Consider the following 21,556-nt stretch of genomic DNA (forward strand, 5'->3'; position numbering starts at 1 on the left):
CCGGCGGCGCTCAAGCGCCATGCGTGCTGCGGGCGCCGGCCACCTGGCGGCACCCGCTGTTGGCCGAGGCTAGACCACCGACATCGGGAAGCTCAGAATCTCCGAAACGCCGCCGTCGACCATCAGCATCTGGCCGTTCATATAAGAGCTCGCCTCGGAGGCGAGGAACACCGCGGCGCCCCCGAGTTCCTCCGGGCGCCCCCAGCGTCCGACGGAGATGTGCGAGCGGACGATCTCCTTCATTTGCGCATTTGACGTGACAGGTTCGGCCATCTCGGTCATGAAGTAACCGGGGCAAATGCCGTTACAGCGGATTCCGTGCCGCCCCAGTTCGGCTCCAAGCGATTTGGTGAGACCCGCCACCGCATGCTTGCTCGCTACATAGGCCTGGAGCTTTTCGCGCCCGAGTACCGAAACATACGAGCCGACATTGATGATGCGGCCGTGCCCACGTTCGATCATCGACGGCGACACTTGCCGCGCGAGCAGGTATGCAGCGGTAACGTTGGTGTCCATGGTGCGGTGCCACATCTGCGGTGTTGATTGTAGAAAGTCGCTCCACTCGCAGATGCCGGCGTTGTTCAGCAGGACGTCGATCCTTCCATGACGCGCAAAAACGTTCTGCACGGCGGCTTCGATGGCGGATTGATCGACGAGATCGAATGGCTCGACATCGATCAGAGCGCTGCTGCCGCCACGAATGGACGCCGCGGCTGTGTCGAGACCGGCGCGCGACCGGGCTGCGAGCACCACCGTTGCACCGGCGCACGCAAGCGCATTGGCCATCGCCAGCCCCAGGCCGCGCGAAGCGCCCGTGACAAGCGCAACCTGACCATCGAGAGAAAACATTTTCATGGGCGAGTTTCTATCAGGAGCTACCGCCGGCGATCCTGCGGCAGAGCACGCAGTCAGTCGATCTGCGCGGGATTTTGAAATACGAACGATGTTCTAAATTATGGATATATTCCGGCGACCTTGAAACGGGGTTTACACGGGGCAGGGTCTGCAAAAGCCATTGTCGTTGACAACAGCAAAAGAGTTGGTTCAGAATGTAGAACATCGTTCAGAAAATAGCATGGAGCGTCAATTGAAAATACTGGTCGCGGTGAAGCGTGTTATCGATTACAACGTGAAGCCCCGGGTCAAATCCGACGGCTCCGGCGTCGATCTGGTCAACGTGAAGATGGCCATGAATCCGTTCGATGAAATCGCGGTGGAGGAGGCGGTACGGCTAAAAGAGGCAGGGGTTGCCGCCGAGATCGTCGTGATTTCAGCCGGCACCGCGCAGTCGCAGGAAGTCTTGCGCACCGCGCTTGCCATGGGCGCCGACCGGGCGATCCTGATCGAGACTCCAGCAGAGTTGCAGCCGTTGGCGGTTGCGAAACTCATGGCAGCGATCGTCGAACGGGAAGCACCGCAACTGGTACTGCTCGGCAAGCAGGCCATCGATAACGATGCCGGTCAGACGGGGCAGAAACTCGCCGGACTGCTCGGTTGGCCGCAAGCCACCTTCGCCTTCAAGACGGAAATCGCGGACGGCGTGCTGACCGTGACGCGCGAAATCGACGGCGGGCTCGAACGCGTCGCGCTCGATCTGCCCGCCGTTGTCACCACGGATCTGCGTCTGAATAGTCCGCGCTATGTGACGCTGCCCAACATCATGAAAGCGAAAAAGAAGCCGCTCGACACGCTGACGCCTGAAGCACTCGGTGTGGATGTTGCGCCACGTCTTGCGGTACTCGAAGTCACCGAGCCGGCGGCGCGCAAGAGCGGGATGATGGTGCCCGACATCGCGACGTTGATCGAAAAACTTCGCAATGAAGCCAAGGTGATCTGACTATGTCCATCCTCGTTATTGCTGAACACGACAATGCGACGCTCCATCGCGCGACGCTCAACGCCGTTACTGCCGCAACGCAGATCGGCGGTGAGGTTCATCTGCTGGTAGCCGGCCATGAAGCAGGGGGAGCCGCGGCCGATGCAGCGAAAGTCAGCGGAGTCAGCAAGGTATTGCACGTAGACGCTGCCGCGTACGCGCATCCACTTCCTGAAAATCTCGCGCTGCTGGTGCTGTCGCTTGCTCAGTCGTATAGCCATGTGATTGCCGCAGCCACGGCCGTCGGAAAAAACTTCATGCCGCGCGTCGCAGCGTTGCGCGATTGTGCGCAGATTTCCGAAGTCGTCGCCATCAAGGCGGCCGATACGTTTGTGCGGCCGATCTATGCCGGCAATGCGCTCGCCACCGTCAGGTCGGCCGATCCGCTGAAGGTGTTGACGGTGCGCACGACCGCCTTCGACGCCGCACCGTTGCAGGGCAACGCGCCGGTCGAGTCGGCGCCGGCCGCGCCAGCCTATGAGCGGGCACGTTTCGTCGACCAGCAGTTGACCCGATCGAGCCGGCCCGAACTGGCGGCCGCCAGCGTCGTGGTTTCAGGCGGCCGCGGGATGCAGAATGGCGATAACTTCAGATTGCTCGACGCGCTCGCCGACAAACTCGGTGCGGCAGTGGGCGCATCGCGCGCCGCGGTGGACGCGGGATTCGCGCCGAACGACTATCAGGTCGGGCAAACGGGCAAGATCGTAGCGCCGCAGCTTTATATCGCAGTCGGCATTTCCGGCGCGATCCAGCATCTGGCCGGGATGAAAGATTCGAAGGTCATCGTCGCGATCAACAAGGACAGCGAGGCGCCGATTTTCCAGGTTGCCGACTACGGCCTCGCCGCCGATCTTTTTGAGGCCGTACCGGCGCTGACAGCGGCACTGGGCTGACGTTGGACCGGATTGACAAGGTTCTCACCGTCAGCCTAGTATTTTGAACGGTGTTCATATATACCGACTGATGCGTCACCTGGCCCCGATGGGCGGTGAGCCGGCGAGAAGAAACCAGAATCGGTGCGCGAGCCGACGAAACCATGAAGGAGATATCAATGCGTGACACGAATTCCGGTTCGGGTGAGCATCCGGTCCGCCTCGATTTTGTCCCCAAGGATAGCTACCTGTCGAAGCAGTTCCTCGACCAGGAAACGCGCAACCTGTGGCCGCGCGTGTGGCAGGTGGCATGCCGGCTCGAGGAGATTCCCGCGGTAGGCGACTATGTCACGTTCGATGTAATCGGTGAGTCGATCATCGTGGTGCGCACGGCGGCCGACCGGATCAAAGCCTACTACAACGTTTGCCAGCATCGTGGCCGGCGTCTGACCAATGGTTGCGGCAAGGCGGCAAAGTTTCATTGCAACTTCCACGGCTGGCAGTGGAATCTTGATGGCAGCATCGCACGCGTGCTCGATCGCGGCGATTGGGAAGGCTGCCCCGACATGGCCGACAGCGATCTGCGGCTGCAGGAAGTGCGGGTGGACACGTGGGGTGGATTCGTATTTATCAACATGGATCCCGACGCGGAACCGCTCGCTAAATTTCTCGAACCGGTACCTGAAATCACGGACTGCTTCGAGTTTGAAAAGATGCGCTACCGCTGGTACAAGTCGATCCGGCTGCCGTGCAACTGGAAGGTCGCGCTGGAGGCGTTCAACGAGGGCTATCACGTCTCGGCCACGCACCCGCAACTCCTCGATGTCGCCGGCGACGATGTGACTCGCAGCTTTCCTTATGGACGCCACGGCATGTTCGGTTACGCGACGGCCACGCGCTTTATCGGCGCCCCCTCACCGCGTACCGGCAAGCCGATGCCCGAAGACGTGCGACAAGGCCTGGTCAATTTCTTCAAGGTGATGGAAGACACGCTGAAGGCGATCAACTCGGCGCGCGACTACGAAGCTTCCAAACGTCTGCTGACCGAGATGGCGCCGAGCGGCAACCAGTTCGAGGTGCTGGCGAAGGCCATGGAGTTCCAGCGCGAAGCGGCCGTGGCCGAAGGGGCGGGCTGGCCTGACATCTCGTTCGAGCAGATGGGACGTGCGGGCGCCGACTGGCACGTGTTCCCGAATCTGATTTTCCTGCCTTACCCCGACGGTGCGCTGTTCTACCGCGCGCGGCCCGACGGCGACAATCCGGATTCCTGCATTTACGACATCTGGTCGCTGGTTCGCTATGCGCCGGGTGCGGAGCCACCGCTCAAGCGCGAGATCTACCACGGCGTTGATGACTGGAAGCAGAACGCAATCGAGAATTTCGGTCTGATCCTTTGGCAGGACTTTCAGAACATGACGAATGTGCAGCAGGGTATGAAATCGCGTGGCTTCAAGGGGGCGCGCACGAACCCGCTTCAGGAGACGTCCGTGTCCAATTTCCACCGCGCATTGCGGGAATTCATTGCGCAAGGGGATTGAGCATGGCTGTCTGGGATGCAAGCTATGACTTCGTCGTGGTTGGCAGCGGCGGCGGTTCGATGTGCGCTGCACTTGCGTGCAAGACCGCAAGCAAAGAGGCGCTCATCATCGAAAAGCAGGGCAAAGTAGGCGGCTCAACAGGGTATTCCGGCGGCGTCTGGTGGTTGCCGAACAATCACGTGATGAAGCGCCACGGCGTGAACGACTCCTACGAACGCGCGCGACAATATTTCGATGCCGCGGTTACCTATCAGGGCCCCGGAACATCGGCGGCGCGTCGTGAGGCGTATTTGCGCACGGGTCCGAAGATGGCCGAGTTCCTCGAACAGCAGGGCATGCAGTTTGTCTATGCGGACGGCTGGTCGGACTACTACGACACGCTGCCGGGCGGCGAGCCGCGTGGCCGCTCGCTGCTGGCCAAACTGTTCGACATCAGGGAACTGGGCGAGTGGGCGCCGAAGCTTTCGCGATACAAGGGCCCGTCGATCCCGGCCAACTCCAATGAGTTTACCGAGTTGTTCCTGCTAAAGCGCACGTGGGGTGGCAAACGCAAGGCAATGCAGCTCGCGGGCCGCATGCTGTATCAGAAGATCACAGGTAAAGAGCTGGTTTCGAACGGTGCCGCGCTTCAGGGGCGCATGCTGCAAATGGCGCTGCGTGCCGATATTCCTATCTGGACCGATACGCCTGTGGGCGAGTTGATCGTTGAGGACGGCCGTGTCACGGGGGTGGTCGCGATCCGCAACGGGCGCGAAATGCGCGTGCACGCGCGCGAGGGCGTGCTGTTGAACGCCGGCGGCTTTTCACATAACGCCGAAATGCGCCGCAAATATCAGCCGCAACCGTCGTCGAGCAACTGGACGAACGCCAATCCGGGCGACACCGGCGAAGTGCTGGAAGCCGCTGTGGGTCTCGGCGCAGCCGTCGATTGCATGGAAGAGGCGTGGTGGGTCGTGACTTCGCTCGGTCCCAATGAGACCTTGCCCGAGGGTGCGCGCGCGCCGGACGGCTCGCCGCTTCCCTTCATGCATCACCTCGATCTGTCGCTGCCGTTTTCGATCATGGTCGACCAGGATGGCGAGCGCTTTTGCGACGAAGCCGGCGCCTACATGGAGATCGGGCAACGCATGTACCGGCGTCAGAAGGAGACGGGTAAAGCCGTTCCGGCGTGGGTGGTCATGGATAGCCGTCAGCGCAAGTATTACCCCTGGGGTTCGGCGATGCAGGGGCAGATTCCGCAGCAATGGCTCGATAGCGGCTACATGATCAAGGCCGGATCGATCGAAGAGCTGGCGGCGAAATGCGGTATCGACGCTGCAGGCTTACAGGAGACCGTGACGCGTTTCAACGGGTTCTGCGCGACAGGAGTGGACAGCGATTTCGGACGCGGTTCGCGGGCCTTCGACCGCTGTCATGGCGACCCGACGATCAAGCCGAATCCGAATCTCGGCCCGATCGAACAGGCGCCGTTTTACGCGGTCCGTATGTACCCCGGCGACGTCGGCACGGCCGGTGGACTCGTGACGGACGAGTACGCCCGCGTGCTGAAAGAAGACGGGTCGCTGATTCCAGGGCTCTACGCGACGGGCAACTGCACGGCGTCCGTGGTGGGCCGCTGCTATCCGGGCGCGGGCAGCAGCATTGGCGCGTCGTTCGTATTCGGTTACATCGCCGCGCTGCATGCCAGCGGCGCCCAAACGATCTGGTGATCGAAGGAGAGCTTCGCATGAAAGTCCAGCAACCGCCCAGCAGTGAAGTGCTGATCGATATCTATCGGCGGATGACACTCATCAAGCAGAACGACGAGCGTTTTCGTGCAGTGATCAAGTCCGGCAAGCTGGTCATGCCTTATTACTCGCCGCGCGGCCAGGAGGCGATTCCTTCCGCGGTGTCCGTCTGCCTGAGCAATGACGACTACATCTGCACGATCTATCGCGGCGTGCATGACATGATCGCCAAGGGTGTGCCGCTTAAGGATCTCTGGGCCGAACTCGGGGGGCGTGTCACCGGCACCTGCAAAGGCAAGGGCGGCCCGATGCATGTGACCCATCCTGCGTCCGGCGTGATGGTAACCACCGGCATTGTGGGCAGTTCGATGCCCATCGCGAACGGCCTCGCTCTTGCGGCGCAGATTCGGGGTGAACCGCGCGTGGCTGTCGCCTATTTCGGCGACGGCGCGGCCAACATCGGCGCTTTTCACGAGTCGCTGAATATGGCGTCGGTCTGGAAACTGCCGGTTGTTTTCGTCTGCCAGAACAACGGCTATGCCGAACACACGAAATACGCATACGGGACGTCAGTGCCGAACATCGCGCAACGCGCGGCGGCGTATCAGATGCCCGGCATCACGGTCGACGGCAACGATCCCATCGCGATGCATCGGGTGGCGCGCGAGGCCATCGAACGGGCCCGCGACGGCGGTGGCCCCACGCTGATCGAAGCGAATACGTTTCGCTTCCACGGCCATGTGTTCGGCGACCCGGATGCCTACATGGACGAGCATGAGAAAGCGGCGTGGGTTGCGAAAGATCCGGTGCCGCTGTTCCGCGCATGGTTGATCGCCGCGAAACATGCAACTGAAGCGCAACTGGCGGAGATGGAAGCAGCGCACAACGCCGAAATCGATGCGGCGGTCGAGTTCGCGCTGACGAGCGCCTATCCTGAGGTCGCCGAACTGCGGCGCGACATCTTCAAAGACGAGGTGCCGGCATGAACCAGACACAGACTGACATCAATACGATTCAGGCGGTCAACCTCGCGCTTGACGATGCGATGGCTGCCGATGCCAACGTCATTGTGCTCGGCGAGGACGTGGCCGACGGCCAGGAGGGCGGCATTGTCGGTGTGACCAAAGGGCTGTCGTCGAAATATGGCACATCGCGTGTCAGATCCACGCCCATTTCGGAGCAGGCCATCATCGGGGCGGCGATCGGCGCGGCAATCGTCGGCATGCGTCCGGTAGCCGAGATCATGCTGATGAACTTTACGACGGTCGCGATGGACATGATCGTCAATCACGCGGCGAAGTTGCGCTTCATGTCGGGCGGCCAGACGCATGTGCCGCTTGTGATCCGCACGATGACCGGCGCCGGCTTCGGTACCGGTGGCCAGCACGCCGACTATCTGGAGGCGTGGTTCGCGCACGTCGCGGGCATCAAGGTGGTCGCGCCGTCCACGCCCGCGGATGCCTATGGGCTGATGCTTTCTTGTATCGAAGATGACGACCCGTGCCTCTTCATCGAGAACCTGCCGAGCTACTGGAACCCGGGCAAGGCGCCGGAGCGTGGTGTGCGCATTCCGCTTGGCACGGCCAACGTGGTGCGCGACGGCACGGACGTGACGGTTATCACCTATAGCCGCCGCGTGCACGACGTGATGGCCGTGGCGGCCCAGCTCGGTACGACCGGAATCTCGTGCGAAGTGATCGACCTGCGCACGATCTCCCCGCTTGATATGGATACGATCCTGACCTCGGTGGCCAAAACGGGCCGCGCCGTTGTCGTGCACGAAGCGGTCAAGCCGTTCGGTGTCGGCGCGGAAATAGCCTCGCGCATTTATGAATCGCTGTTTCGGTCGCTCAAGGCGCCCGTGCAGCGGGTCGGCTCGCAGTTTTGCCCGGTGCCGTTTTCGAAGCCGCTCGAAGACGCCTTTGTGCCGGGCGCGGCGCAGATCGAGGCCGCGATTCGCGCAACGCTCGACGACACGGGTTCGCGAGCCGTATCCGGACTTTAATCATCCTGAAGAGTGCACTTATGACCACACAGGTTTTGCTTCCGAAGCTGGGCTTTTCGATGAACGAAGGCACGCTGACCGAATGGCTCCTGGAGGACGGCGCGACAGTTGCCGAAGGCCAGGCCCTCTATGCGCTGGAGAGCGACAAATCGGTGCAGGAGGTCGAGTCGCCGGCGTCGGGAACGCTGCGGATCGTCGCCCAGATAGGCGAGGTGTATCCGGTCGGCACGGTACTGGCGGAAATCGTCTGAGCCGGCACCCGGTATCCGTCACTCGTCATTCATCATTCATCCTGGTCGAAACAGTCTAGCGAGGCATCTGCAATGAGCGTCGAATCCGTTTCCTCCCCAGCACCCGTTGCGGCGCCTGCCGCGGCGACCGGTCCGGCGCAAGCCGGGATCGGTGCGTATCTGCCGCCATGGCCGCAGGTCGATTTCGCCGAGTTCGGCGAGATCGAGATCAAGCCGGTTTCTCGCATCCAGAAGCTGACCGGTGCATTTTTGTCGCGTAACTGGCTGACGATTCCGCACGTGACCCATCAGGATGACGCGGATATCACGAACCTCGAGGTTTTTCGCAAGGCATACAACGACGGCGGCGCGACGATGAAGCTGACGCCGCTGGTGTTCCTGATCAAGGCGGCAGTGCGCGCGCTGCAGGCGTTTCCGCAGTTCAATGCTTCGCTGGATGGCGACTGCAAGAACCTTGTGCTGAAGAAGTACTTTCACATCGGCGTGGCGGTGGATACACGTTTCGGCCTGCTGGTGCCGGTGCTGCGCGATTGCGACAAAAAGAGCATTCTGGAGCTGGCGGCGGAACTGACGGCGGTGTCGTCGAAGGCGCGAGAGAAAGGTCTTTCGATGGCGGAGATGTCGGGCGGCTGCTTTTCGATCAGTTCGCTCGGAGGGATTGGCGGCACGGGTTTCACGCCGATCATCAACGCCCCCGAAGTGGCAATTCTCGGGGTGACGAAAACCCGGCTGATGCCGCAGGCCTCGGACGATGGCGGCGTGGACTGGCGCAAGACGCTGCCGCTTTCGCTGAGCTACGACCACCGGGTCATCAACGGTGCGGATGCGGCGCGCTTTACGGCCTTGATTGCCACGCTGCTCGCCGACCCTCAGGCACTTGCAGCCTGAACCGCAGACACCCAACCGACAACGACAGGATCGAGATGAAAACGCTTGGGGAGATGATAGAGCGCAATGCGCGTTTCCATGCGGACAGGGAAGCGTTGGTGTTTGGCGACCGGCGTGTGACTCATGGCGAGATGGCGGAGCGCGCCCGCCGTTTCTCTGATGCGTTGTATCGGCAAGGGTTGCGTCGGCAGGACCGGGTCGCGGTGTTGGCGATGAATTGCGCCGAGTACTACGAGACCTACCGTGCCTGCGAATGGGCCGGCTTTCTGCTCGCCACCGTCAACTTCCGCCTGGCGCCTGCGGAAATCCTGCACATCGTGAAGGACGCGGCACCGAAAGCGCTTGTCTTCGAAGCGCAATATGCTGCGCTGGTGGACGCCCTGCGTCCGCAGTTGCCCGATGTTGAATGCTATATCTGCATCGGCGACGCGCCGTCATGGGCGACATCATTCGAATCCGCGATGGAAGCCGGCTCGGCTGACGGGCCGCCGATTCGCTCGCAGCCCGACGACTTCGCCTATCTGATCTACACGAGTGGCACGACCGGGCACCCGAAGGGAGTGGTCCGCACGCACCGTGCGATGTGCGCCACGGCGGAAAGCTGTGCGCTGGTCACCGAATTTTCCGGACACTCTAGGGTGCTGCAGACCACGCCGGCGTTTCACGTGGGCGGCATTGGCTTTGTGAACGCGGTTGCGTGGCTGGGCGGAACGACCGTACTGCATCGCAGTTTCGAGCCGAAGGCGATGCTGGAGACGATCCAGGCCGAGCGCATCACGTTCACGTTCCTTGTCTCCGCCATGCTGCAGGCCTTGCTCGATATACCCGAATTGTCCTCGTACGATCTGTCGAGTATCGAGAACATCACAACGGCAGCCGCGCCGGTGCCGGTGCCGCTCCTCAAGCGCGGCATCGAGGTGCTGGGCCCGGTGTTCTCGGTCCAGTATGGCATGACCGAGAGCAACGCCTGCTGGCTGCCGTCTCATGAAGTGCGGCCAGATGGCACGGCGGAAGAAGTCCGGCGTCTGGCGTCGGTCGGCCATCCCTGTCCCGGGATCGAACTGCGCATTGTGGACGATAGCGGCCTTGACCTGCCGCAAGGCCAGACCGGCGAAGTGTGGCTGCGCTCGGCGACTCAACTGAGCGGATACTGGAACAACAGCGTGGCGACGATCGACGCCTTGCGCGACGGCTGGTATCGCAGCGGCGACATGGGCTTTCAGGACAGCAGCGGTTATGTCTTCCTGGTGGACCGCAAGAAGGACATGATTATCTCGGGCGGCGAAAACATCTACAGCCGCGAAGTGGAGAACGCCTTGCTGCAGCATCCGTCCGTGATCGACGCGGCAGTGATCGGCTCACCCCACGAAAAATGGGGTGAATGCGTGAAGGCCATCGTTGTGCTCCGGCCGGGCAAGACAATACAGGAGGCAGAGCTGATCGCGTTTTGCCGCGAGCTGATCGCCGGCTACAAATGCCCGAAATCGGTTGAATTCGTCGACGAGCTCCCGCGGCTGCCTACCGGAAAGATCAGCAAGGTTGTATTGCGCCAGCGGTTCGGCCGCTGAACGCGTGACAGCCACGCCGCCTTCTTCGAATGAGAGTGAATCATGAGCAAATGGCTCCAAAGCACGGAATGCGTTCAATTCGAGGTCGCCGAGCGCGTGGCGCGAATCACGCTGAATCGTCCGGACAAACGCAATGCGATTAATGGTGTCCTGTTGCGCGAGCTGAAAGAGGCGCTGCTCGAGGCGGACGATCTGAAGTCGGTGAACGTGATCGTCTTGCGTGGCGCCGGCAAGGACTTCTGCGCCGGCTATGACCTCGTCACCACCTATTCGGATCGCGCGGCGGAGCAGGTCGATCCGGGTGAATACCGGGGCACGGTACGAAGCTTCGATGACGACTGCTGGTCGATGGAGCGGCAGGCGGAAACCGTTAACGCCATGGCGGATGTGCACAAGCCGATCATCGCGCAGGTTCACGGCAACTGCCTTGCGGGCGGCACCGACCTCGCGCTGGCCTGCGACATGGTGCTGGCCGCGGACAACGCGCGGATCGGCTTTCCCGCGACGCGCGCCAACGGCTCGCCGCCGGCGCACATGTGGTTCTATCACGTGGGGCCACAGTGGGCGAAACGCCTGTTGCTGTCCGGGGATTCGCTGACCGGCCGCGATGCGGCAAAGATCGGTCTCGTGATGGACGCCGTACCCGCGGAAGAACTTGAAGCCGAGGTTGTGGAACTCGCGCGCCGGCTGTCGTTCGTCGACGCCGATCTGCTCTCCGCGAACAAACGGATTGTGAATCTCGGGCTTGAACTGGCGGGCGCACGCACGCTGCAACGCCTTGCTGTCGAGAACGACGCGCGTGCCCATCAGAGCCAGGGCCCACGGCGTGCGCAATTCAAGGCGGATATGGAAGCCAATGGACTGAAGGAAGCGCTCAAGCGCCGCGACGAGCCTTTCGGGGACGGCGTGATCAAGCTGCGTGCACGCGGCGAATGAAACGTCCCCGCACCATGCGGGGGACCCGGAGCCATCCGGTTGACTCACTTAAGACATGAAAACCATGGATGTCGAACTTTCAGTGAAGGACGCGGTTGCCACGCTCTGTCTGAATCGTCCGGAGAAGCTCAACGCGTTGACACCGGACATGCTGAGCATGCTGATCGAGCATCTTGATCGCATCGAACGTGATCCGGAAATCCGTGCGGTCATTCTGACGGGCGCAGGGCGGGCCTTTTGCGCCGGTGCCGATATCAAGGGCAGTGGCGCGGCGTCGCCGCCGATGAGCGTGTCGCACGCGCGCCAATCGATGGCGGTTTATCAGCAGGTTGCCTTGAAGCTCTACAACCTCAATAAGCCGGTGGTCGCGGCGGTGCGAGGTGTCGCGGTCGGCATTGCCTGGAGTTTTGCGCTGTGCGCCGACCAGCTTCTGGTGTCGGACACGGCGCAGTTCATTCCGGCCTTTCTGATGCGCGCAACCTTGCCCGAAGGCGGCATGGTGCATCTGCTTGCCCGCCACTGCGGAGAATTTCGCGCGAAGGAGATCATGTATCTCAATCGCAGGCTGACTGGTCAGGAAGCGTTCGAGGCGGGACTGGCAAGCCGTGTCGTCGAGGACGCGAGTCTCATGAATGCCGCCGAAGCGCTCGCCGCCGAACTGGCGGCCATGCCGACGTTCTCGATCGGACTGACCAAAGAACTCTTCCGCCTGAACGCCGGCAGCATGGAAGAGTTTCTCGTGCACGAGCTGAATTCCGTTGGGCTCGCGGTGAATTCCGACGATGCCGCCGAGGGACGGCTCGCCGCGCGGGAAAAACGCACCCCCTCTTTCAAGGGGCACTAGGTCGATCAAATAACCGGCGCAAGCAGGCGGCGGCCGCGAAGCAGTGCGACCTTCGGTGGACGCGCGTATGGGGACATAGCAGGAGGAATCAGGCATGCACTTCGAGTACACCCCGGAGGACGAAGCGTTTCGTCAGGAAGTCCGGCAGTTTTTCAGGGAGCAGTTGCCCGCCGCGATTGCGCATCGCTGGACGATCGGGGCGCATCCTCCATTGAAGGAGGACATTCGTACGTGGCAGCGTATTCTGCATCAGCGCGGGTGGGGCGCACCACATTGGCCGGTGGAACACGGCGGCACCGGCTGGGCAGCCTTTCGCAAGCATATCTTCATGGAAGAGCTGTACAACGCGGACGCGATGGACTACGGCTGGCAGGCAACCCACATGGTGGCGCCCGTCATCATCGCGTTCGGCTCGGACTGGCAGAAGAAGCGTTTTCTCCCCGCCATTCTTTCCGGGGACGAGTTCTGGTGTCAGGGTTTTTCGGAGCCGAATGCGGGCTCGGACCTGGCGGGTCTCAAGACCACCGCGGTCCTTGACGGTGACGAATATGTGATCAACGGTCAGAAGATCTGGACCAGCGACGCCTCGATTGCCGAATGGGGCTTCTTCCTTGTCAAGACGGACACGACGGTCAAGCCGCAGCGCGGCATCTCGTTCCTGCTCGTCAAAATGGATACGCCTGGGATCACCGTGCGCCCGATCGTTTCGATCGAAGGCGGAACGGGCCTGAACGAGGTCTTTCTCGAGAACGTTCGCGTGCCACGCACACACCTGGTTGGCGAGGCGGGCATGGGTTGGACTTACGCGAAATATCTGCTCGAAAAGGAGCGCACCACCAGCGCGTTTCTCTATTTCAACAAGCGGGAATTGCAGCGCGCCAAAAGCATCGCCGAAAGGGAAATGGTGGACGGTGTGCGTCTGATCGACACAGCCGAATTTGCCCGCAAGCTGGCGTCGGTCGAAGTGGATCTGCTGGCGCTCGAATGGTCGGTGTTACGAATCCTGGCCGAGGAAAGGAACACGCGCAATCTCGACGCGGTGGTGTCGGCGCTCAAGATCAGTGGCTCGGAGATGCAGCAGCGCGTCACGGAGCTGCAGATTGACGCGCTCGGTCCGCGCAGCATGCGCTTCCAGCAACACGATGACTGGCGCTTCGACGATCCGTTAGCCGACGACGATGACGCATGGCCCGGCTACGTGGCAGGCCGCACGACCGGCTACCTCATCGGCCGCGCGTCGACCATTTACGGCGGTGCGCGGGAGGTGCAGAAAAACATTATTGCCCGTCTCGCCTTTGGACTTTGACCATGGACTTCAACCTCTCCGAAGAACAATTGATGCTGAAGGACGGCGTGGACCGGTTCATTCAGCAGGAGTATGGATTCGAAACGCGCCGCGCGATTGCCGCAAGCGAAGAGGGTTTTAGCCGCGCGCGCTGGCAGGACTATGCTGACCTCGGCTGGCTCGGCCTGATGCTGCCTGAGGATGTCGGCGGTCTTGCCTGCTCGTTTGTCGAAACTGCCATTGTGATGGAAGCATTCGGGCGCGGCATGGTGCTCGAGCCTTTCGTGCAAACCGCGCTTCTGTGTTCGGCCATCATTGACCGTAGTGGCTCGGATGCCAAACGGCAGGCGCTCCTGCCGGCAGTGATCGAAGGCCGGCTGCTGCTCGCGCTGGCCGACAGTGAAGCGGGCTCACGGTTCAAGCTGGGCTGCGGTGATCGTACAGTCGCACGCAAGACGGCTGGTGGCTATTTGCTGAGCGGAGCCAAGACGCTGGTGATGGCGGGCGGTTCGGCGGACCAGTTGCTGGTGACCGCGCGTCTGAACGAGCAAGCGGAAGACGTCGCGATTTTCGTGCTGGACCGCCGTGCGGCGGGCGTGACCTGCCGGACATATCGTCTGCTCGATGGATCTTGTGCCGCGGACATCGAGTTTCGCGACGTCGAACTGGATGCGTCCTCGTTGCTGGTTGCCTCCGATCGCGCCCGCGAAGTGCTCGAGGTGGCGACCGGACTCGCTACGCTAGCGAGCGTAGCCGAGATGCTCGGCGTGATGGAAGCCGTGATGGACATCACCGCCGAATACATCAAGGCTCGCGTGCAGTTCGGTCAGCCGATCGGCAAATTTCAGGCGCTGCAGCATCGTATGGCCGAAATGTTTGTCGTCGTGCTGGAGACCCGCTCGATACTCTACTGCGGCATTGCGCACCTGGATCGGCCGGCAACGGAACGCAGCCGCGTCATCTCGGCGGGCAAGGCGGTCGCCGGCCGGGCAAGCCGTTTCGTCTGTGCGCAGGGTATTCAGCTACATGGCGGCATGGGGATCACCGAGGAATATCAGGTCGGCCATTACTTTCGCAAGATGACGATGATGGAAAAGCTGTACGGCGACATCGACTTTCACCTCGCGCGCTTTGCCGCGCCGCATTGAATCGGGCCACGTGTCCAATCAGAAGGAATAGCGCTTATGTTACGAGTCAAAGACAGGATCGCCATCGTCACGGGCGCGGCGTCCGGTATCGGTGCGGCGTGTGCCGCGATGCTGGCTGCTGAAGGCGGGCGGGTGGTCGTGGCGGACCGGGATTTCGACGGCGCCGTGGCGCAGGCCCAGCGTATCGAGCAGCAGGGCGGCCGGGCGATTGCCGCGCGGGTCGATATCGGCGACGAGGCATCAATAGCGGCGTTGTTTGCGCTTACCGTCGAAACCTGGGGCGGCCTTGACGTGCTGCACAACAATGCGGCGGCCACCTCGCTGTCGAGCACCGTCGATGCCGCCGTAGAAGCCGTCGATGTCTCTGTCTGGGACGACACGATGCGCATCAACCTGCGCGGCACCATGCTGGCGTCACGTTATGCCATCCCGCTGATGCGGGCGCGCGGAGGCGGCTCGATCATCAATACGTCGTCGGGCGCGGCTCAGGCCGGTGCGCTCGGCTATAGCGCTTACGGTGTGTGCAAGGCGGGCATCGAAGCATTGACGCGTTACGTGGCCGCTCAGCACGGCAAAGAGGGCATTCGCTGCAACGCAATTGCGCCCGGCCTGATCGTGACGCCGGCAACAATAGGCCATTACGCGGGACCCGTGGGTGAGATGATGCTGAGCCATCATCTCACCCCGCGCCTCGGGAAGCCGGAAGACGTGGCACATGCGGTGGTCTACCTGGCGTCCGATGAGGCCGCTTTTGTCACCGGGCAAATCATCAACGTGGACGGCGGGCTGCTGTCTCATCAACCGTACTACGCCGATGAAATTCGCGCCCGCACCGCTGGCGGCGTGACGGTCGGCGCGAAGAGGACGACATGACCATCGATGCCGATCTGCTTGCTCGAATCGACCGTATCGAGGCGCAACTGGCGATCCAGCAATTGCCCATGCGCTACGCGCTTGCCGTCGATTCGCGCGATCTGGACAGCCTTGTCGCGCTCTTTACCGACGACGTGAATTGCGGGCGGTGGGGTGTAGGGCGTGCCGCGCTGAAAACGTTCTATGGGTCGGAGCATGTCCTGCGCAGCTTCTACCGCAGCATTCATCAGATCTGCGGACATGCGATCGACCTGGTCGATGCCGATCATGCGACAGGCCAGGTGTATTGCCGCGCCGAGCATGAGGACAATGGTCATTGGGTGGTCATGGCGATCTGCTATTTCGACCACTACGTACGGCGCGAGGGGACGTGGTATTTCGAACGCCGCGACGAACGCCACTGGTATTCGACCGACTGGCTGGAGCGCCCGGGGACGCCGCGCTTGCAGAACTGGCCCGGCAAGTACGAGAGCGACAAATACCAGCCGCGCCTGCCGCAGTCGTTTCCGACCTGGGCGTCTTTCTGGGAGGCGGTTGAACCGGCCGCGATCGGTGTGCTGACGCGTTCGCCCTGATTCACTCCACTTCACAAAGCGGCGAGGGGCTGGTGATGGCGGACAGCGCAAGCGCGCCCACCGCACCGCTTTCAGGCCGCGCCGGGCAGGCGAACCACCAGACCGTCGAGTTCCGGCGTGACATTGATCTGACACGTCAGGCGGCTGTTTTCCCGCACGTCCATCGCGCACGTCAGCATGTCGATCTCATACGGCTCGGCGGGCGGCATGTGGTTGACCCACGCTTCGTCGACGTACGCATGACAGGTCGCGCAGCTGCAACTGCCGCCGCAATCCCCCAGAATCCCCGGCACCTGGTGACTGACGGCGGTTTGCATGACCGATTCGCCGACGTTGGCCGTCGCAGTGGTTTCATGGCCGTCCGGTTGAATGAATCGAATGATGGGCATGATGTAGCTGGAGTGAATATGATCAATCAGGCTGCGGGAGCAGGCTTTTGAGCGGGATCGAATCGTCTGCGAGGTCGGTGGCGCGCACTGGAATCTTCTCGCCGACGAAACGCTTGGCCAGCATGAATTCCTGCGGACGGCTAACGGTATCGGCTGCAAGCATCACGCCATCTTTCAGATAAAACGCGGAGAACGAACGGCTTTCAGGCGCACCGCGCATGACAAGTTCGTCATAACCCTGCGACAGGCCGACCATCTTCAGTTTCAGGTCATATTGATCGGACCAGAACCACGGCACACTGTTGTAGACGCGCTCCTTGCCGCACAGCGTGGCCGCTGCCGTGCGCGCCTGCTCCATGGCATTGGGCACGGACTCCAGCCGCAAGCGCCGCCCCAGAAGTCCGTTGGGGTGGTTGGTGCAGTCGCCGATGGCGAAGATGTCGGGGTCGGACGTGCGGGTGTGCTCATCCACCACGATGCCGTTATCCACGACGAGACCCGCTGCGCTGGCCAGTTCCGTGGCGGGTTGCAAGCCGACACCGACGATGACGAGATCGGCGGGAATGCGGGAACCGTCAGCACAGACCACGGCTGCGACCGCATCGCCGGATGCATCCAGTTCGAAGCTGCTGACCGCCGTGCTGGTGCGCACATCGACGCCGGCTTCGCGATGCACCCGTTCATAGAACGCAGAAAGTTCCGGCGCCGTGACTCTGGCGAGCACGCGAGGCAATGCTTCGAGAACGGTCACGTGCAGCCCTCGCTTCACTGCAACAGCCGCGACTTCGAGGCCGATGTACCCGCCGCCAATGATGACGAGGCGTGCCCCCGTATGGAACTGCATGCGGATGCGTGCGACGTGGTCGAGCGTGCGCAGGTAGTGAAAGTTCGGTTGCTTTTCGATCGCTTTGATGCCCGGCAATGCGAGCCTGCGAGCATGGCCACCCGTCGCGATTACGAGCTTGGAATAACCGATCTCGCGAGCGTCCGACAGGGTCACCACATGCGTCGCGCGGTCGATGCGCTCGGCCCGGGTATTAGGAATGAATTCGATCCGGGCCTTGTCGTAAGTGGCCTTCGGTCTTAAATAAAGCTGTTCCGCGCTGAGTTCGCCCGATAGAAAAGCCTTCGACAATGGCGGGCGTTGATACGGCAGATGCGGCTCCTCTCCGATCAGCACGATGCGGCCCGTCCAGCCCTGATCCCGGATGCTGGTTGCACACTCGCCCGCTGCGTGGCCGGCACCGACAATCAGTGCGATGTCCTCTGGGGTTGCTGCAGTGCTCATAAACGCTCACTCCCGTCCCGTGTGACTATCGTGCGGACTGCGACGCACTGGCGACAATTGTTATTTTTGAATGACATTCTCAATTGTGAACGCCATTCGGACGGGCTGTCAACTCTCGGGTTCCCTATCGGCCACCCCGTTCCCGTTCGCGTTTCGGGACGGGAAATTCTTATTGCACAAAAACATTAAATCGAACATAGTTCGAATATTAGAACTCAATTTGGGATCTGCGTGAACGCCTCGGTTTGCAACTGTCGGGGGGCGATCCGCAACATCTGCACTGCACATCATTGGACCTGTCCGTCACGCCGACGATGATTTCCGGCAACACGAACGGCCCGATGATGGCCATGGCGTGGCGCGCAGCCGATCTGATTATGGCGGACGCACGATGACATGTCGTGATACGTATTGCGAACGTGACGCGAACCTGCATACGCGAAATTTTGATCAGGGACTGATGGCATGAACTTGACGGCGCAAGCCTCGAACATCACTGCGATCGTCCAGCAGGCGCTCGACCATGCGACTCGCGAGGGCGGCGAAATCGGCGTCCAGGCGGCGGCCTATCTGGATGGCAAGCTGGTCGTAGATGCATGGAGCGGGGTGGCGGATCAGGCGACGGGACGTCTTGTGGATGGCGAAACACTGTTCAACGTCTACTCAGTCACGAAGGCCGTGGCGGCGACCGCGCTGCACATTCTGGCCGATCGGAGCCACATCGACTACGACGCACCCGTTACACGCTACTGGCCCGAATACGGTGCGCACGGCAAGGCGCGCACGACGGTTCGAGACGTGCTGACCCATCGTGCGTGCGTGCCGCAGATGCCCGGCGGCGTCACGCCCGAACGGATGTGCGACTGGCAGTGGATGACCACGGCGATTGCCGACCTGAAACCGTTGGCGGAGCCGGGAACGAAAACACTCTATCTGTCGATGACCTTCGGCTGGATCATCGGCGAGTTGGTACGTCGGGCGGATCCGGAAGGGCGCTCGCTGGGACGCTTCGTGCGCGAGGAAATCGCAGCGCCTCTCGGCATTGCTGACCTCTGGATCGGTATCCCCGATGAAGTCGAGCCACGTATCGCGAAGCTCACTGACGCAATGGTGCCGGTGGAATATCTGCCGCCGCTGTTCCTCGCCTCGATGCCTGAGCAGGTCGCGCTGAATCCAACGGTGTTCGAGCGGGCCGATGTGCGCCGCGCGGAAGTGGCGGGGGTTGGCGGCATATTCAACGCACGCAGCGAAGCGCGCTTCTGGGCGATGCTTGCGGGCGGCGGTGAGCTTGACGGTGTGCGGTTGCTGTCGAAAGAGCTCGTCGCGACGCTGAATACGCCGCGGGCGAACAGCGAAGAACCTGACCCGGTGATGTTCGGGTTTCCGATTCCGATCACCATCGGCGGGTTCTGGTTCGGCGGCGCTCATCCGCCGGTGACCGCCGTTCAATCGCCGCGCGCCTTATGCCATCCGGGGCAGGGCAACTCGATTGGCTGGGCCGATCCGGATACCGGTCTGGCCGTTGCGATTTGTCACAACAAGATGTTTAATCCGACTTCGCCCGGGGAAGACCCTCTGCTGCCCGTCGCGCGGGCGATCCGCGAAGCATTGAATCTGGACTAGTGACCTATGGCGATCGATACCGCGCATTTACAGCAGTGGATCGGCAGAAGCGAGCGCGTTTCCGACACGCTTGGCCCGACGCCGATCGCCGCACTTGCCGCCACGCTTGACAAAGACGACACCTCGGTCGCGCCCGGCAATGCATTGCCTCCGTTATGGCATTGGCTCTACTTTTTGCCGTTGCACCGGCAGTCGCTGGTGGGTCCGGACGGACATCCGAAGCGCGGCGGTTTCCTGCCGCCGGTGGCCTTGCCGCGGCGAATGTGGGCGGGCAGTCAGTTGACGTTTTTACGGGAGCTGAAGGCCGGCGATGCGATCATCCGCTTGTCGACGATCGCGGACGTGGCGCACAAGCAAGGTCGAAGTGGCGACCTGGTGTTCGTCAAGGTGCTGCATCAGATCAGCGATGCGGCAGGCGTGGCGATCACGGAGCATCAGGACATTGTCTATCGCGATCATCCTGTCCCGGGCGAAAAGCTGCCCGCACTCCAGCCGGCGCCCGAAGGCGCGCAATGGATGCGGGAGATCCATCCGGATCCCGTGCAGTTGTTCCGCTATTCCGCATTGACGCTCAACGGTCATCGTATTCACTACGACCGGCCCTATGCAATGGAGCAGGAAGGCTATCAGGGGCTTGTGGTGCACGGCCCGTTTCTGGCGACGCTGCTGCTGGATCTGGTGCGATCGGCTCTTCCCGGCGCGCGGGTCGTGGCGTTTTCGTTTCGCGCAGTCAGTCCGGTAATCGACACGGCGCCATTCGTTGTTTGCGGACGTCCGGACAGCGATGACGGCAAGACGCTCAAACTGTGGATCGCAGGTAGCGACGGCACATTGCGCATGCAAGCTGAGGCCGTTCTGGGGTAACTGTCAGCTTCGTCGCCGATAGCGGACACCGGCTACTTCCGGCATCTGACGTTAATTTTCATGGGGCGTTATGCGTTCATTTCTGTTTGTTCCGGGGATACGGCCTGAGCGTTTTAACAAGGCGCTCACTTCTGGCGCCGATACCGTGATCGTGGATCTCGAAGATGCGGTCGCTGAAGCGGACAAGGCGCAGGCTCGTCAATATGTCGCGGATGGCGCATCGGCATTCGGCGCATCGACCACGCGCGTGCTCGTGCGCATCAACGGCTTCGGTACGCCATGGTTCGATGACGACCTGGCGTTGCTCACGGCGCGCGGCATCGATGGCGTCGTATTGCCGAAAGCGGAGAGCGCGGAAGCTCTTCTTAATGTTGCGCGCGTGAGCGGCAAGCCGATTCTGCCGATCGTCGAATCGGCACTCGGCGTATGGCAGGTTCTCGAGGTGGTCAGGGCGCCCGGCGTGGAGCGGCTCGTATTCGGTTCGGTCGATTTCGAACTGGATCTGGATTGCTCAGGTTCATGGGATGCGCTCCTCTATGCCCGCTCGAGGATCGTTCTGGCGTCGCGGGTTGCTGGTCTGCTGCCGCCAGTGGATGGCGTAACCGTAACGCTCGATGACACCGCGCAACTCGCGGCCGATGCATCGGCCGCGCGACGCCTGGGTTTCGGCGGCAAGCTGTGCATCCATCCGAAGCAGGTAGCTCAGGTCAATGCCTCGTTCAGTCCGGGCGAGGATGAACTAGCGAAGGCGCGGGAAGTGGTCGAAGCATTTGAGCGCGCTGGTGGCGGCGCGGTGTCCGTCGACGGACGGATGGTGGATCTGCCGGTTTTGCTCAAGGCGCGGCGTCAGTTGGCGATGGCAGGCGGCTCGACCGGCGCACGGAATAGCAACGCACCGGACAGCGGTTGCGTTAGTGAATCGTGTGTCGGATAGAGATCGCCGCTTTGCCGCGCGCCTGGATCGAGTCGCTGTGCGGCAGAACAACCAGCCGCGGCTGAGCGGCCG

21 protein-coding genes are annotated in these 21,556 nt (G+C 61.9%); 18 read left to right on the top strand and 3 right to left on the bottom strand.

The features are described from left to right. Window positions 1–69: 69 nt before the first annotated feature. The gene (locus FSO04_RS03365; protein ID WP_154558357.1) at window positions 70–855 is read right to left on the bottom strand and encodes a glucose 1-dehydrogenase; all 786 of its coding nucleotides are present in this window, start codon (window positions 853–855) and stop codon (window positions 70–72) included. Between the two features lie 232 nt (window positions 856–1,087). On the opposite strand from FSO04_RS03365, the gene FSO04_RS03370 reads away from it, so the two are divergent. The 15 genes from FSO04_RS03370 to FSO04_RS03440 all read left to right on the top strand — a co-directional run bounded on the left by FSO04_RS03370 (window position 1,088) and on the right by FSO04_RS03440 (window position 16,386). Next, window positions 1,088–1,837, top strand: a complete 750-nt coding sequence (locus FSO04_RS03370; RefSeq protein WP_154558358.1) for an electron transfer flavoprotein subunit beta/FixA family protein — start codon at window positions 1,088–1,090, stop codon at window positions 1,835–1,837. Between the two features lie 2 nt (window positions 1,838–1,839). Next, on the top strand, window positions 1,840–2,769 hold the full coding sequence (locus tag FSO04_RS03375) for an electron transfer flavoprotein subunit alpha/FixB family protein (protein ID WP_154558359.1): 930 nt from the start codon (window positions 1,840–1,842) through the stop codon (window positions 2,767–2,769). 158 nt (window positions 2,770–2,927) lie between these two features. Beyond that, window positions 2,928–4,286 (top strand): aromatic ring-hydroxylating oxygenase subunit alpha, encoded by a 1,359-nt coding sequence (locus FSO04_RS03380; RefSeq protein WP_154558360.1) that lies wholly within the window; start codon window positions 2,928–2,930, stop codon window positions 4,284–4,286. A gap of 2 nt (window positions 4,287–4,288) precedes the next feature. Next, on the top strand, window positions 4,289–5,995 hold the full coding sequence (locus tag FSO04_RS03385; protein WP_154558361.1) for an FAD-binding protein: 1,707 nt from the start codon (window positions 4,289–4,291) through the stop codon (window positions 5,993–5,995). A gap of 17 nt (window positions 5,996–6,012) precedes the next feature. Further along, complete coding sequence (locus FSO04_RS03390) at window positions 6,013–6,999, top strand: thiamine pyrophosphate-dependent dehydrogenase E1 component subunit alpha (protein ID WP_154558362.1); 987 nt, start codon at window positions 6,013–6,015, stop codon at window positions 6,997–6,999. Next, window positions 6,996–8,018, top strand: coding sequence for an alpha-ketoacid dehydrogenase subunit beta (locus tag FSO04_RS03395; protein ID WP_154558363.1), 1,023 nt, complete (start codon window positions 6,996–6,998; stop codon window positions 8,016–8,018). The genes FSO04_RS03390 and FSO04_RS03395 overlap by 4 nt, the downstream gene beginning before the upstream one ends. Before the next feature lie 20 nt (window positions 8,019–8,038). Then, complete coding sequence (locus tag FSO04_RS03400) at window positions 8,039–8,269, top strand: biotin/lipoyl-containing protein (protein WP_154558364.1); 231 nt, start codon at window positions 8,039–8,041, stop codon at window positions 8,267–8,269. Window positions 8,270–8,341: 72 nt separating this feature from the next. Further along, window positions 8,342–9,157 carry a 2-oxo acid dehydrogenase subunit E2 gene (locus FSO04_RS03405; protein ID WP_154558365.1) on the top strand — a complete coding sequence of 272 codons (816 nt, stop codon included), beginning with the start codon at window positions 8,342–8,344 and terminating at the stop codon, window positions 9,155–9,157. A gap of 35 nt (window positions 9,158–9,192) precedes the next feature. Next, the gene (locus FSO04_RS03410) at window positions 9,193–10,725 is read left to right on the top strand and encodes a class I adenylate-forming enzyme family protein (RefSeq protein ID WP_154558366.1); all 1,533 of its coding nucleotides are present in this window, start codon (window positions 9,193–9,195) and stop codon (window positions 10,723–10,725) included. 42 nt (window positions 10,726–10,767) lie between these two features. Further along, on the top strand, window positions 10,768–11,661 hold the full coding sequence (locus FSO04_RS03415) for a crotonase/enoyl-CoA hydratase family protein (RefSeq protein ID WP_154558367.1): 894 nt from the start codon (window positions 10,768–10,770) through the stop codon (window positions 11,659–11,661). A 64-nt stretch (window positions 11,662–11,725) separates the two neighbouring features. After that, on the top strand, window positions 11,726–12,505 hold the full coding sequence (locus tag FSO04_RS03420) for an enoyl-CoA hydratase/isomerase family protein (RefSeq protein ID WP_154558368.1): 780 nt from the start codon (window positions 11,726–11,728) through the stop codon (window positions 12,503–12,505). Between the two features lie 94 nt (window positions 12,506–12,599). Beyond that, window positions 12,600–13,811: an acyl-CoA dehydrogenase family protein gene (locus FSO04_RS03425; RefSeq protein ID WP_154558369.1), complete on the top strand. Its 1,212-nt coding sequence runs from the start codon at window positions 12,600–12,602 to the stop codon at window positions 13,809–13,811. A gap of 2 nt (window positions 13,812–13,813) precedes the next feature. Continuing rightward, on the top strand, window positions 13,814–14,938 hold the full coding sequence (locus FSO04_RS03430; protein ID WP_154558370.1) for an acyl-CoA dehydrogenase family protein: 1,125 nt from the start codon (window positions 13,814–13,816) through the stop codon (window positions 14,936–14,938). Window positions 14,939–14,974: 36 nt separating this feature from the next. After that, a complete protein-coding gene (locus tag FSO04_RS03435) occupies window positions 14,975–15,811 on the top strand; it encodes an SDR family oxidoreductase (RefSeq protein WP_154558371.1) in 837 nt (278 codons plus the stop codon). Further along, a complete protein-coding gene (locus tag FSO04_RS03440) occupies window positions 15,808–16,386 on the top strand; it encodes a nuclear transport factor 2 family protein (RefSeq protein WP_154558372.1) in 579 nt (192 codons plus the stop codon). The genes FSO04_RS03435 and FSO04_RS03440 overlap by 4 nt, the downstream gene beginning before the upstream one ends. Window positions 16,387–16,457: 71 nt before the next feature. On the opposite strand, the gene FSO04_RS03445 is transcribed toward FSO04_RS03440, so the two are convergent. Together FSO04_RS03445 and FSO04_RS03450 are read right to left on the bottom strand one after the other, a co-directional pair. Continuing rightward, a complete protein-coding gene (locus FSO04_RS03445; RefSeq protein WP_154558373.1) occupies window positions 16,458–16,775 on the bottom strand; it encodes a 2Fe-2S iron-sulfur cluster-binding protein in 318 nt (105 codons plus the stop codon). A 22-nt stretch (window positions 16,776–16,797) separates the two neighbouring features. Then, window positions 16,798–18,063, bottom strand: a complete 1,266-nt coding sequence (locus tag FSO04_RS03450) for an NAD(P)/FAD-dependent oxidoreductase (RefSeq protein WP_154558374.1) — start codon at window positions 18,061–18,063, stop codon at window positions 16,798–16,800. Between the two features lie 465 nt (window positions 18,064–18,528). Between FSO04_RS03450 and FSO04_RS03455 the strand changes: the two genes are divergently transcribed. From FSO04_RS03455 to FSO04_RS03465, 3 genes are all read left to right on the top strand, one after another. Further along, complete coding sequence (locus tag FSO04_RS03455; RefSeq protein ID WP_154558375.1) at window positions 18,529–19,686, top strand: serine hydrolase domain-containing protein; 1,158 nt, start codon at window positions 18,529–18,531, stop codon at window positions 19,684–19,686. 6 nt (window positions 19,687–19,692) lie between these two features. Next, a complete protein-coding gene (locus FSO04_RS03460) occupies window positions 19,693–20,550 on the top strand; it encodes an HTD2 family dehydratase (protein ID WP_154558376.1) in 858 nt (285 codons plus the stop codon). Between the two features lie 70 nt (window positions 20,551–20,620). After that, window positions 20,621–21,484, top strand: a complete 864-nt coding sequence (locus tag FSO04_RS03465; RefSeq protein ID WP_154558377.1) for an HpcH/HpaI aldolase/citrate lyase family protein — start codon at window positions 20,621–20,623, stop codon at window positions 21,482–21,484. Window positions 21,485–21,556: the final 72 nt, after the last annotated feature.

It is taken from the genome of Paraburkholderia madseniana (assembly GCF_009690905.1).
Taxonomy (GTDB): Bacteria; Pseudomonadota; Gammaproteobacteria; order Burkholderiales; family Burkholderiaceae; genus Paraburkholderia; species Paraburkholderia madseniana.